The organism is Bacillus sp. NMCC46 (genome assembly GCF_002998465.1).
Classification (GTDB): domain Bacteria; phylum Bacillota; class Bacilli; order Bacillales; family Bacillaceae; genus Bacillus.
The window spans coordinates 95,629-108,203 of sequence record NZ_PVQZ01000007.1; the positions used below are offsets into that span (position 1 = coordinate 95,629).

The window sequence follows — 12,575 nt, forward strand, 5'->3', positions numbered from 1 at the left end:
CATTTATTAAATACAAACCGACTTATCGTAATATATTTTTTTGTTCATACATATTAACAATTCAAGATATGTAAATACATTATATATAAGGAGTGATCTACATTGTCAAACACTGTAAAGGTATACACTTTAGCTATTGTAAGTTTTTTAGTTGGTACATCAGAGTATATCATCTCTGGTATTTTGGATAATATTTCTGAATCATTAGGAATTACGATAGCTGCAGCCGGCCAGTTGATTACCATTTTTTCTCTTGTGTATGCCATCTTCACCCCAGTATTAATGGCTTTAACATCGGGAATGAATAAACGCAAGTTAATGTTATTTTCACTTAGCATTTTTATTCTAGGTAATATTCTTGCATTCGTCCTTCCTGGGTATAAATTATTTATTGTTTCAAGAATTATTATGGCTCTTGGGGCGGGGATGGTCGTCGTTACTGCATTAACAATTGCTGAAAAAATCGCACCAAAAGGTAAGCAAGGTAACGCTATTGCTACAGTAGTAATGGGATTTACAGCATCATTGATAATTGGAGTCCCACTGGGCAGAATGACTAGTGATTTCTTCGGTTGGAAAGCTGTATTTGGAGGAATAGCCTTACTCGGATTATTAGCAATGGTTATAATTTCTCTTACGATTCCAAAAATCCAAGGGGATAAACCTGTACCTTTAATTCAACAACTCGCTCTTTTTAAAAAACCAAAAGTAGTGTTGGGATTAGCCATCACCTTTTTCTGGCTTGGTGGTTATTCAATTGCCTATACCTACCTATCCCCTTACCTTTTAAATATATCAGGTGTAAGCAACAAATTGCTGAGTGGAGTTCTCCTCGTATTCGGGATTGCTAGTCTAGTTGGGTCAAAGGTTGGTGGATTTAGTACCGACCGATGGGGTGTGAATTTTACTCTGATTAGCGGAATGACATTACATGTCATCATGCTAATATTGCTCTCACTAGTTACGCATTCTTATATTGGAGTATTGCTCTTTTTAATATTATGGTCATTTGCTGCATGGTCTTCTGGCCCGACTCAACAATATCACCTAGCTACAATGGAGCCAGAGTCATCAGGTATACTATTAGGTCTCAATCAGTCAATGATGCAATTGGCGATGGCTGCAGGTGCAGCTATTGGAGGTATCTTTGTAGAGAGAGTTTCTCTATCTTCCATTACTTGGGTAGGGGCTTTGGGTGTTGCAATCGCGATCATTGTAACAATATTGGCTTCACGTGCTACTTCGAGTAATGGAATTCGAATTAGTAAACCGCACTTATAATATTGAAGGACAACCGCATCATAAACAGCGGAACGATGGTAAAAAACGTGATTCGATTTAAAATATAATTATAGAAAGGAGGAAGCAACCTATGCACTCAATTAAAAAAATAGGTCAGAATTTTTGGTATATCACACCTATATCGCTTACCGACCGCCCCATTCTAGGTATGGTTGTGGGCAGTAACAAGACATTAATGATTGATGCTGGTAACTCGAAAGAACATGCCAAGTACTTTATCAAAGAAACGTTAAAACATGAGAACTTGACTCCTGATATGGTTGTGCTCACGCATTGGCATTGGGATCATATCTTTGGTCTGCCAGCGCTGCCTGATTCGCTTTCGATTGCTTCTGCAAAGACAAGAAAGGAAATGGAGAAGCTTCTTCCGTTTTCGTGGTCAGATGAAGCAATTGATGAGCGGGTGAGGGAAGGAACGGAGATTGAGTTCTGCGCGAAGGCCATCAAGGAGGAATATCAGGATCACCGAGATATTCAGGTGGTTTTACCGGATGTGACATTTGACCGTCGGATGGAGATCGATCTTGGCGGGGTCACTTGTGTCGTGCAACTTGTTGGGGGCGATCATGCCGCTGACTCAGTCATCGTGTATGTGAAAGAAGAGAAAATCCTTTTTCTTGGTGATTGTATTTATCCGAAAATGTATGCCGAAAAAGTCCATTATTCAATGAAGGAAACATTGCGTCTTTTAGATGAGTTAGATGCTTTTGATGCCGATACGTATATTCCTTCACACCAAAGACCGTGGACAAAGGAGGAGTTTCGTCAGGAAACAGATAAGCTTAGGATGATTGCGAAATACACTGATCTTTGTGGTGGAGATCAGCAGAAAATCACGATAGAATATCAAAATTACGTGAACAGAGAACTGAAAGCAGATGAATTAGAAACCATTGCTTACTTTGTAAATGGTTATTAAATAATTGCTGAAACTAAACAAAAAAGTCTCATTTGAGTGATTTCCCTCAAACGAGACTTTTTTATTTTCTATGGTAAACCTACAACATATTCTGCATCACAAACTGTGACAGACATTTTTTAGCATTAATAATAATGACACAATCCCAAGTTGGCTTAATTTGCAGTTCATCATTCTCATCAATACGGATAATCCCTTTGAATTCAACAGTTTGTTCTAGAAAAACCATCTTCTTTTCTGTATCATCTTTGACTGCTGTTAAATGTTCTGGATAGTGAACCGTCCAGTCAAAAAAAGTGGTTTCCTTCATCATTCCTCCTATTTTCACTCGTACACATTTCCAAAAACTTCTTCTGTTTGCTGAATTGTCAGTGATTTGTTAGTTGAATCGATTGTAATGATACAATCCCAAGTAGGTTTGATTTGTAGTTCATTGTTTTCATCCATCCAGATCACACTGTTTAGTTCAATTGATGGTTCTAAAATGACCAATTTCTTTTCATTATGATCTGTAATTGCGGTTAAATCATGTTGTAAATTGATTGTCCAGTCAAAAAACTTTATTTTTTTCATAGTTCCTCCTTTTATTCACTGAAAACATTACTATACTTATCTAGTGATGCTTTGCGTGGGGGAATACCTATTTTCCAAGCCATTCTTACTTCCCTTATTAGCTTTAGCAAAAGGTGTTGTAGCAGAATTAAAAATTAGTATATGTGATTAAACATATGAATCTCAGTTCCTTTATTCGATTACACACCAAAAAAGTCCCCTCCACTTAATTTCGAGGTGGCTTTTTTGGGTTAAACTTAGGCATTTAACCAAATGTAAATTGAAGATAACTTCTGATGTCATGTTCAGTTGGTAGATGATCGGAATAAGTCTTATATAATGATATTGAAGGGTGTGAAAAACATGATCAATATGAATTTGAAAAAAATGCGAAAAATACACAGGTTTACACAAGAAGAAGTGGCTGAGAAAATTGGTGTTTCAAGGCAAGCTGTTGCGAAATGGGAATCGGGAGAAACTGTGCCGGATATCAACAATTGTAAGGCTTTGGCTGAAATATACGGCGTTGCTTTGGATGATCTCGTGAATAATGTGGATGGTACAGAAGAGGTAGGGGTGAAACCAAAAGGAAAACACATATTTGGACTTGTAAAGGTTGGTGAACGCGGGCAAATTGTCATTCCTAAAAAAGCGAGGGAGATATTCAGCATCAGTCCTGGAGACAGCCTGTTGATTTTGGGTGATGAAGCTCAAGGAATCGCCATTGTAAAAAATGAGGCCTTCCTGCAGTTTGCTGACGATATATATAAGGCACAGGAAGATCAGGAGGATGAGGAATGATTGCTATTCAAACAAAGAATCTAACTAAGAAAATCGAAGAAAAGATTGCAGTCGATTCTCTTAATCTTTCAATTGAACAAGGCGAGCTTTTTACTTTACTTGGAGTGAATGGTGCAGGTAAAACGACAACGATCAAGATGTTGACCTGTCTTAGCATCCCTACTACCGGTGATGCAACGATCCTTGGTAACAGTATTGTTTCTAATCCCTACGCAGTAAAAGAACAGATTAATGTTTCACCACAGGAAACGGCAGTAGCTCCTAACTTATCCGTTAAAGAAAATCTTGAATTAATCGCTCAAATATACGGGTTCCACAATAAAACGGTGGATATAAAAGTGGAGGAAATGCTTCATACGTTTAGTTTGACTGAGGTATCTAAAATGAAGGCTAAAACCTTATCTGGAGGAATGCAAAGAAGACTTAGTATTGCAATGGCACTCATTACAGACCCCAAAATCCTTTTTCTTGATGAACCTACTCTCGGTCTCGATGTCATCGCAAGGCGTGAGCTATGGAGTACTATTGAGAAATTAAAGGGGAGCATGACCATCATTCTCACGACACATTATATGGAGGAAGCAGCAGCCCTTTCGGATCGAATAGGGACGATGGCGAAAGGAAAATTAAAGGCAGTTGGAACAGCAGCTGAATTGATGGAAAGTACCAACACCAAATCACTTGAGGATGCCTTTATTTCATTAGCTACCAATGAGGAGGTCACCAGATGAAGTCACTAGCCTTTGCTGCACGTAATCGTAAAGAGATTTTGAGAGATCCTTTAAACTTAGCATTTGGTATAGGTTTCCCGTTAGTTATCTTATTTTTGCTTCATGCTATTCAAGCGAATGTTCCAACTGATTTATTTGTCATTGATAAACTAATTCCTGGCATAGCCGTCTTCGGGCTTTCTTTTATCTCACTATTCTCTGGAATGTTAATAGCTAAAGATCGAAGTACATCATTTTTGATGCGATTGTTTACTACACCTCTTTCTGCCTCAGACTACATTGTAGGGTATATTGTCCCACTCATACCGATAGCAATTGTTCAAGTTATCATTAGCTTTATCGCAGCACTTTTCTTAGGATTACCTTTTAATTCCAATGTTTTGTTATCCATTCTTGTCCTTTTGCCAACATCTTTACTATTTATCGGCATAGGGCTCTTAGTGGGGAGTATATTTAACGACAAGCAGGTTGGTGGTATTTGTGGAGCGCTACTAACGAATATGAGCGCATGGTTAAGTGGTACATGGTTCGATTTGAATTTAGTTGGAGGCTGGTTCAAAGATATTGCGTACGCACTTCCATTTGCTCACGCAGTAGACGCTAGCAGAGCCGCACTTTCTGGAGACTATGCATCAATTTTACTGCATCTTTGGTGGGTAATTGGATATACAGGTGTTATTGTAGCTATCGCCATTTTTGCTTTTAAAAGTAAAATGAATGGGGAAAACGCTTAGTTTGATACAGTTTTTGGTGAAGAAATTTACAGCTGGGTTATCTGGGCCTTTTTCTGTATGATAAACTTTAATGAAGTTGTCATTTAGTAGAGGGAGGTACATATGAAACAGCTTTACATGAAGCAGAAAGTATTTAGTCTGAGCGGCAGGTTTACGGTAAAGGATCAGCAGGAGAACGATGTGTATGTGGTCGAGGGCAGCTTTATGAAGATGCCGAAGACGTTCACCATTCTGAATACAGAACGAGAAGAAATCGCCGTGATTACGAAGAAAATGTTTAGCTTTTTACCAAAGTTTTTAGTAGAAGTTGGTGGGCAAGAGGTATTGACGATCAAAAAAGAGTTTACGTTCTTTAAAGCAAAATATTCAATTGATGCTGCTGGTGTAGAAGTACAAGGCAACTGGTGGGATATGAATTTCCAAGTGCTGCAGAACGGCGAAGTGATCGGTCAGGTGAAGAAGGAATGGTTTACTTGGGGTGACAGCTATAAGGTTGATATTTTGAAAGAAGAGATGGAGCCTGTAATGATTGCGTTGGTTGTTGCGATTGATTGTGTGAAGGCTGATGAAGCAGCGTCTAGGTCTTCGTCGTCGGCAACGACGAATTAAGATCATCATTTTTTAGAAATAGATGAATAACAATGGAGGGTTTAAAAAGTTGGACAACCTAACCCGCATATTAAGATTAAGAGACGCAGAAATATGGGAGTATGAATTTCTCGATAAAAAAGAAATCACCATTTATTTCTCCATTACAGATTTAAATCGAAAAGCAACGACTCACGATAATCCTCTAGCTACCCAAGAAGAACTGGATGAAAGAGATAATTACATTTCAATTGATGTCCATAGTAATCTCGATCTCAAAAAAACGTTTGAAGAAGAAACATTCGATGATTTTATCACCACGATCTCTTCTTTAGTAGAGCATATGCACTATTTTCACAATGCTCATGTTTTTATTAACACTCATGTTCATGACAAAATGGACTTAACTGATTTTCAGTTAGAGGAAGATGAAGATGTGCATGGTGATGAAAAAGAACAACTAGACACGCATAAACGGTCATTGATTCAGGAAAAATGTTTTCAGTTGGTAGAAAGCCATTTAAATCGAAAGATCAAAGATATATCGAGCAGTAGGTTTTGCCAAGATTTAATGTGAGATTAACATTTGAGATAAGCAAACTGATCACATTCCAATACAAAATATTTCTAACAGTCGTCGAATCCGGCAGTTTTAAAAGCCGAGGAGAAACTTGGGCTGACACAGTCTGGCGTGAGTCATAACATTGTGAAGCTCGTATCCGAATTAGGGATTGTATTGCTGCGGCGGAATCGAAACGGTCTTTCATTAACTGATGAGGTGAGCGGGTGATGCCTCATATTCGGCAAAACATTCATCATGCGACATTTCTTCATACGACAAAAAAGCTTCCTGATTGTCTCAGGAAGCTTTTTCCATCCATCACCCATAATAATTATTCGCCTGAATAAAAAATTGGGACTGCATGTAGTTATAAGTGATTTTCGAGAAGTCGAAGGGCTGGCCGTTTGTGAGATGAAAGACGGTCTCGACGCGGAGAGCGGGATCATCTTGTTTAAGGCCGAGGTGCTTTGCTTCGGTTTCATTCAGTTTTCCTACTTGTAAGTACATATCGGAAAAGCCGACCTTGAGTCCAAGGCCTTCACTGATAAATTTAAAAACAGAATCGGCAGCAATTTCTGTGTTGAGATAGGGAATGATGGTTTTTCGGTAATAGGATTCTTCTAGACATAAGGTTTGTCCATTGATGTAACGGATGCGTTTGAGGTAAAAAACATCCTCATCTTCTTCAATATTCAAATTAAGCGCAGCTTCTTCGGACGGTTTGATGGTGTCTAGCATTAAAACCTCTGAAGTCAGTTGAAATTCCTCTAAATCTTTTTTAAACCCTTGGTTGGATAAAAGGCTGATGTAGCCTTTGCGCCTGTGTCTTCGAACAAAGATGCCGCTGCCCCTCACTTGATAGATAATTCCTTTTCTTTCGAGTAAGTCTAATGATTTGATAATGGTGCTTTTGCTCACAGCAAATTGGCTCATGAGGGTTTCGAGTACAGGAAGCTTGTCCCCTTGCTGCAGCTCATGGGTGACAATATATTTTTCAATATCGCTCGCAATTTGTTGATACTTTAACATAGCCATTCCTCTTTGTTTTCACGATTTATTGTCTTTGTATTATAGCACATACCGATTTTCCTTTGATATGCTAATCAAAATTATATATGTATTGATATATTGTACCGGTATAATTATAATATACATATACTAGTAGTGATAAAGGGGGGGTTATATGTCAAAAGTGAGGGATTATCAAAAGCTTGCAGAAGACATCTTAGAGGCAGTTGGCGGAGAAGAAAATGTGGTGAGTGCCGCAAGATGCGCCACGCGTCTGCGTTTGGTACTGAAACGTTCGAATCCAAAGGCCAAGGAAGCAGTCAACGCCATGCCTGGTGTTATTACCGTGGTGGAAAACGGCGGTCAATTTCAGGTCGTCATCGGACAGCATGTTGGTGAAGTATACGAGCATTTTTCCAACCTTGTTCAGCTCCAATCGTCGGATGATGACCAGCCTAATGAAAACAAGGGAACGGTACTGAACCGTGTCATTGCGACCATGTCCGCTGTGTTTGCGCCTTTTGTGTATATTTTGGCTGCAGCTGGTATTTTACAAGGTGCACTTATCCTCATTAATTTGTTATTTCCAAGCTTTTCGAAAACGGGAACATATGAAGTCTTTAGTTTCATTTCATGGGCACCGTTTACGTTTTTGCCAATCTTTATTGCCATCACAGCAGCTAAGCATTTTAAAACGAATATGTATATCGCAGTAGCGTGTACAGCAGCGCTTGTCAGTCCAGCTTGGACAGAAATTGCTGGGCGTGTGGCTTCAGGTGAAGGCGTTACCTTTTTAGGCATTGCGTTATCTGAAACTGTTTATACGTCATCTGTTTTGCCTCCGCTGTTCTTGGTATGGATTCTTTCATATGTAGAGAGATTTTTAAATAAACGGATTCACGAGGTAGTAAAACCGTTATTTGTCCCATTTATCTGTATGGTCGTCATGGTTCCGTTAACCATTCTATTAATTGGTCCTCTTTCAACAGCAGGTGCAAATGGGATTGCAAACGGATACAATATCTTAGCAGAAAATGTACCGGCTTTAGCAGGCGCCATTATCGGTGGATTCTGGCAAGTACTTGTCATATTCGGCGTTCACTGGGGCATTACGCCAATGGTGCTCGCCAACTTTGAACAATATGGACGTGACTCCTTCCAGGCATATCAAACCATTGCTGTTATCGCTCAGGTCGGCGCAGTGTTAGGAGTTATTTTAAAAGCAAGAAACCGCGAAACTCGGAAAGTCGGAGTCTCAGCCGGAATCACGGGACTCTTCGGAATTACGGAGCCTGCGATTTACGGTGTTACCTTACGTTTTAAAAAGCCGTTTATTTTCGGATGTATTTCTGGAGCAGCCGGTGCCATCGTTGCCAGCTTCTTCACGCCTTATTACTTTGCGTATGCAGGTTTGCCTGGTCCGCTGACAATTGTGAACGGAATTAGTGCAGATTATCCAACATCGATCATCGGTATCTTAATTGGTGTCGCAATTGCGCTGATCTTACCAGTTGTGCTCATTCAAATGTTTGGTTATGGGGAAGATACAGTGGAGCAGACAGCCGGAACAACAACTGTCAAAGATCAAGATAAAGAAAAAAAGAATGCTTCGATGAACAATGAAGAAACAATCACTGCACCACTTGCAGGAAAAGTGCTCACATTATCTGAAGTACCGGATGCCGTATTTAGCTCCGGGGCGATGGGCAAAGGCTTTGCCATTGAACCGACAGACAATAAGCTGTATGCACCGTTTGACGGCAGTGTTGTCATGCTTGCACCAACAAAGCATGCCATTGGACTTCGTTCAGAATTTGGTGTGGAGTTACTTGTTCACGTAGGAATTGATACGGTTTCTCTAGATGGCTCAGCATTTACACTCAAAATTCAAGAAGGCGACAAGGTGAAAAAGGGTGACTTGTTGATGACATTTGATCAAGAAGCAATTGAAAGCAAAGGATTAAAAACAGTCACACCAGTCATCATCACCAATACACAAGCGTATGAAGATGTGATGGTAGAAGCACAATCGACATGTCAGCCAACGGACGTCATGATTACAATTGTAAAATAGGAGGAATAAATAATGACATTACCAAAAGATTTTCTATGGGGCGGAGCATTAGCTGCACATCAATTCGAAGGTGGATGGAATGAAGGAGGAAAAGGCCCAAGTGTTGTGGATGTAATGACAGCTGGTGCTCACGGAGTACCGAGACAAATTACTGAGACGATAGAAGACAACAAATTTTATCCGAACCATGAAGCGATCGATTTCTACCATCGTTACAAGGAAGATATCGCGATGTTTGCCGAAATGGGTTTGAAATGCCTGCGTACATCCATCGGCTGGAGCCGAATTTTCCCAAAGGGAGATGAAGCTGAACCGAATGAAGCTGGTTTACAATTCTATGATGATGTATTTGATGAACTGCTCAAGCATGGCATCGAGCCTGTGATTACACTGTCTCACTTTGAGATGCCGCTTCATTTGGCAAGAGAATACGGCGGGTTCCGAAGCCGAAAAGTCGCTGAGTATTTCGCGAAATTCGCAGAAGTGTGCTTCAATCGATACAAGGACAAAGTCACATACTGGATGACATTTAATGAAATCAATAACAAAATGGATGTCAACAACCCACTGTTCCTTTGGACAAATTCAGGGGTATCAGTCAAAGAAGGCGAAAATGCCAAAGAAATCATGTATCAAGCAGGACATCATGAATTACTTGCAAGTGCGTGGGCAGTAGCAAAAGGCAAAGAAATCAATCCTGCTTTTCAAATTGGAGCAATGGTTTCTCACGTACCAATCTATCCATATTCCTCAAATCCAGAGGATGTCATGCTTGCTGAAGAATATATGAGACAACGCTATTTCTTCCCAGATGTACAAGTTCGGGGCTACTATCCGAGCTATGCACTTAAAGAATTCGAACGCGAAGGCTATCATATTCCGTTTGAAGAAGGCGATGAAGAAAGCTTAAGAAAAGGGAAAGTAGATTATCTTGGCTTTAGCTACTACATGTCGACAACGGTTAAAAGTGATGCAGTGTCTGATAACAACGGAGATATTGTCAACGGAGCCCTGCCGCATGGTGTAGACAATCCTTATATCAAATCAAGCGACTGGGGCTGGTCCATTGACCCGACAGGCCTAAGATATACTTTGAATCGTTTTTATGATCGCTATCAAATCCCGCTATTCATTGTAGAAAATGGATTTGGTGCCATAGATCAAGTGGAAGATGACGGTTCTATTCACGATCCAGAACGAATTCAATATCTCGCTTCTCATATCGAAGCACTGAAAAAAGCCATTGAATACGACGGTGTTGACCTTATTGGCTACACACCTTGGGGCATCATTGATATCGTGTCATTCACAACAGGTGAAATGAAAAAACGCTACGGCATGATCTACGTTGACCGCGACAACGAAGGCAACGGCTCGATGAAGAGACTCAAAAAAGATTCTTTTACTTGGTACCAAAACGTCATTGCCACGAACGGTGAAGAAATGTAACAAAGGAAAAGAGAAGCCCGGATGAGCGAAGTATGTGCTTGTTCGGGTTTTTCATCGTTTATGTTTTAATAGAGCCTGAATACAAAGAAAAAAGAGAGTAATGGCGACAAAATAGTTCATTGGATTGTGAAAGATCTTGATGTTCAAGGATATTTGAAGAAGAATCCAAAGGCCGAATATCACCATAATTGCAGGAATGATTCTTTTATACACATTGATTTTCCTTTCGGGAGTGTTTGTTTTTAGTTAGCATTGTCTCATATCATTGCAGAGGTTGAAAAGAGATAAAGATATTAATAGGTTCTATTACATGATTTGGTATAATTGATCTATAAAAACGATAAATGGTAGATAAAGTATAGGAGTTGTTGAAATGAATCAAACACTGCAAATGGGAGCCAATACCGTACTAAGTTCTCCAAAGGGGCATGTATCCATCAGCTATGAAGTGTCATCTGCAATTGATATTTCTTTAACGGCGTTTCTTTTAACAGATTCAGATCAGGTTGAAGGAGATCATGGCATTATTTTTTACAATCAACCAGAGAGTGCTTCGGGTGCAGCGTCACTTTTACCAGCAGAGGTATCAGGTCAGTTGAAAAGGCATCAATTGAATTTTGATATGAGCAAAGTGCCTGCTGGAATCACAAAGATGGCTATTACATTAACAGAAGATCAAGGAACGGGCTTTTCTCTAGTGAAGAATTTGCAAGCAGAAATTCGAACAGGTGACGAGGTGTTTTATCTAACACCAGTAAACTTTACAAATGAAAAGGGCATTGTCGTAGTAGAGCTATATATAAGAAATGGTGACACGAAAGCACGCTCAATTTGGCGTGGTTTCGATTCTGGACTGGAAGGTCTATGCAAGCATTATGGTGTGGAGGTTGAACCTGATGAACAGGATATTTCTACACATCAAATGGCTCCTGAAAAACAACCAATTAAAGACCCTGCTCAAACGAAGACAACTGCTAAAGAGAAAGTCGCTGCACCTATCAGTTTAGAGAAAGTTCAGGGTAAAATTAGTCTAGACAAAGGTCATAAACCGATCATAATCGAGAAAACGCCTGAGATCACAGCTACAGTATCCTGGGAGTCCGGCACCGATTATGATATTTATGCATTGGTCTACACAAAGTCAGGAAAGCAAGTAGATGTGGCTATGTTTGGTGCGAAAGGAATTCCTGCTCTCAAAAGTTACGGCAGCGGAGCTGTTGAGCATATGGGAGATGTCGGCAGAGACCATGAATCAATGAAAACAGAAGTTATTAAACTACGGTTAAATGACGATATCCTTGCTGTCGTTCCGGTTGTTTATTCTGCCCAATCAAACGGAATAGGTTCCTTTTATAGATATAGAGTATCTATGAGTATAGATAATCACCAAGGAACGTCTGTGACGATTCATGCCAAACATGCCAATGACAATGATCGTATTTATTCTTGTGTGCCAGGTATACTTCAAAATACAAATGATGGTGTGATCATCCGCCCACTTGAGCTTTACAGCAAACCAAACTCTGAGCGCAGACCTAAATTAAAAATGAAGTCTTCTAATGAAATTGAGGTTTTGATGGATAAAGGACCTGTCAATGATTATAAATAAAACGAATGTATGGCTAGACAGAGCATAGCGCATTGTCTAGCTTATTTTTTAGCCCGTTAAATAGTGAGTCTATTCCATTTTTTATGTCAATTAGCCTATTTTTCCGTTTTGGTGGACACGGTAAAATAGACTTTATGATCAATAATGGAGGGAGTGACTTCTTCTGGGCAAGATAATTGATGCAAAAGCACTAACAAGTGCCACGGACACAAGGGCAAAACACTATCAGGAACTCCGTGAACAAAT

General features: G+C 39.7%; 14 protein-coding genes and 1 pseudogene. 11 read left to right on the forward strand and 4 right to left on the reverse strand.

The window, feature by feature from the left end:
• Positions 1 to 102: 102 nt before the first annotated feature.
• Complete coding sequence (locus C6Y01_RS17245) at positions 103 to 1,281, forward strand: MFS transporter (RefSeq protein ID WP_106038562.1); 1,179 nt, start codon at positions 103 to 105, stop codon at positions 1,279 to 1,281.
• Between the two features lie 91 nt (positions 1,282 to 1,372).
• Entirely contained in the window at positions 1,373 to 2,221 is an 849-nt protein-coding gene (locus C6Y01_RS17250) for an MBL fold metallo-hydrolase (protein WP_034660578.1), read from the forward strand.
• A 79-nt stretch (positions 2,222 to 2,300) separates the two neighbouring features.
• Here the strand turns inward: C6Y01_RS17250 and C6Y01_RS17255 are convergent, their stop codons facing one another.
• Together C6Y01_RS17255 and C6Y01_RS17260 are read right to left on the reverse strand one after the other, a co-directional pair.
• Positions 2,301 to 2,531 carry a hypothetical protein gene (locus C6Y01_RS17255; RefSeq protein WP_223249962.1) on the reverse strand — a complete coding sequence of 77 codons (231 nt, stop codon included), beginning with the start codon at positions 2,529 to 2,531 and terminating at the stop codon, positions 2,301 to 2,303.
• Positions 2,532 to 2,545: 14 nt separating this feature from the next.
• Positions 2,546 to 2,794, reverse strand: a complete 249-nt coding sequence (locus C6Y01_RS17260; protein ID WP_034660577.1) for a hypothetical protein — start codon at positions 2,792 to 2,794, stop codon at positions 2,546 to 2,548.
• 342 nt (positions 2,795 to 3,136) lie between these two features.
• On the opposite strand from C6Y01_RS17260, the gene C6Y01_RS17265 reads away from it, so the two are divergent.
• The 6 genes and pseudogenes from C6Y01_RS17265 to C6Y01_RS19320 form a co-directional block, all read left to right on the forward strand.
• Positions 3,137 to 3,574: a helix-turn-helix transcriptional regulator gene (locus tag C6Y01_RS17265; protein ID WP_034660576.1), complete on the forward strand. Its 438-nt coding sequence runs from the start codon at positions 3,137 to 3,139 to the stop codon at positions 3,572 to 3,574.
• Positions 3,571 to 4,305 (forward strand): ABC transporter ATP-binding protein, encoded by a 735-nt coding sequence (locus C6Y01_RS17270; protein WP_106038563.1) that lies wholly within the window; start codon positions 3,571 to 3,573, stop codon positions 4,303 to 4,305. The genes C6Y01_RS17265 and C6Y01_RS17270 overlap by 4 nt, the downstream gene beginning before the upstream one ends.
• Positions 4,302 to 5,039 (forward strand): ABC transporter permease, encoded by a 738-nt coding sequence (locus C6Y01_RS17275; RefSeq protein ID WP_106038564.1) that lies wholly within the window; start codon positions 4,302 to 4,304, stop codon positions 5,037 to 5,039. Before C6Y01_RS17270 ends, C6Y01_RS17275 begins: the two co-directional genes overlap by 4 nt.
• Before the next feature lie 102 nt (positions 5,040 to 5,141).
• Positions 5,142 to 5,648 (forward strand): LURP-one-related/scramblase family protein, encoded by a 507-nt coding sequence (locus C6Y01_RS17280; RefSeq protein ID WP_034660571.1) that lies wholly within the window; start codon positions 5,142 to 5,144, stop codon positions 5,646 to 5,648.
• A 49-nt stretch (positions 5,649 to 5,697) separates the two neighbouring features.
• Positions 5,698 to 6,204, forward strand: coding sequence for a hypothetical protein (locus tag C6Y01_RS17285; RefSeq protein WP_034660570.1), 507 nt, complete (start codon positions 5,698 to 5,700; stop codon positions 6,202 to 6,204).
• A 26-nt stretch (positions 6,205 to 6,230) separates the two neighbouring features.
• A pseudogene (locus C6Y01_RS19320) lies at positions 6,231 to 6,458 on the forward strand (LysR family transcriptional regulator); the annotation flags it as partial.
• A gap of 49 nt (positions 6,459 to 6,507) precedes the next feature.
• On the opposite strand, the gene C6Y01_RS17295 reads toward C6Y01_RS19320, so the two are convergent.
• Positions 6,508 to 7,218 (reverse strand): GntR family transcriptional regulator, encoded by a 711-nt coding sequence (locus tag C6Y01_RS17295; RefSeq protein WP_106038565.1) that lies wholly within the window; start codon positions 7,216 to 7,218, stop codon positions 6,508 to 6,510.
• Positions 7,219 to 7,372: 154 nt separating this feature from the next.
• Here C6Y01_RS17295 and C6Y01_RS17300 point away from each other — a divergent pair, with 154 nt between their 5' ends.
• Both C6Y01_RS17300 and bglA read left to right on the forward strand, forming a co-directional pair.
• Positions 7,373 to 9,271, forward strand: coding sequence for a beta-glucoside-specific PTS transporter subunit IIABC (locus C6Y01_RS17300; protein WP_060597661.1), 1,899 nt, complete (start codon positions 7,373 to 7,375; stop codon positions 9,269 to 9,271).
• Between the two features lie 9 nt (positions 9,272 to 9,280).
• Positions 9,281 to 10,720, forward strand: coding sequence for a 6-phospho-beta-glucosidase BglA (gene bglA / locus C6Y01_RS17305; RefSeq protein ID WP_106038566.1), 1,440 nt, complete (start codon positions 9,281 to 9,283; stop codon positions 10,718 to 10,720).
• A 51-nt stretch (positions 10,721 to 10,771) separates the two neighbouring features.
• Here bglA and C6Y01_RS19205 read toward each other — a convergent pair whose 3' ends face one another.
• A complete protein-coding gene (locus tag C6Y01_RS19205) occupies positions 10,772 to 10,933 on the reverse strand; it encodes a hypothetical protein (protein WP_095286145.1) in 162 nt (53 codons plus the stop codon).
• A gap of 160 nt (positions 10,934 to 11,093) precedes the next feature.
• On the opposite strand from C6Y01_RS19205, the gene C6Y01_RS17310 reads away from it, so the two are divergent.
• Entirely contained in the window at positions 11,094 to 12,329 is a 1,236-nt protein-coding gene (locus tag C6Y01_RS17310) for a TerD family protein (RefSeq protein ID WP_106038567.1), read from the forward strand.
• The last annotated feature ends 246 nt before the right edge of the window (positions 12,330 to 12,575 follow it).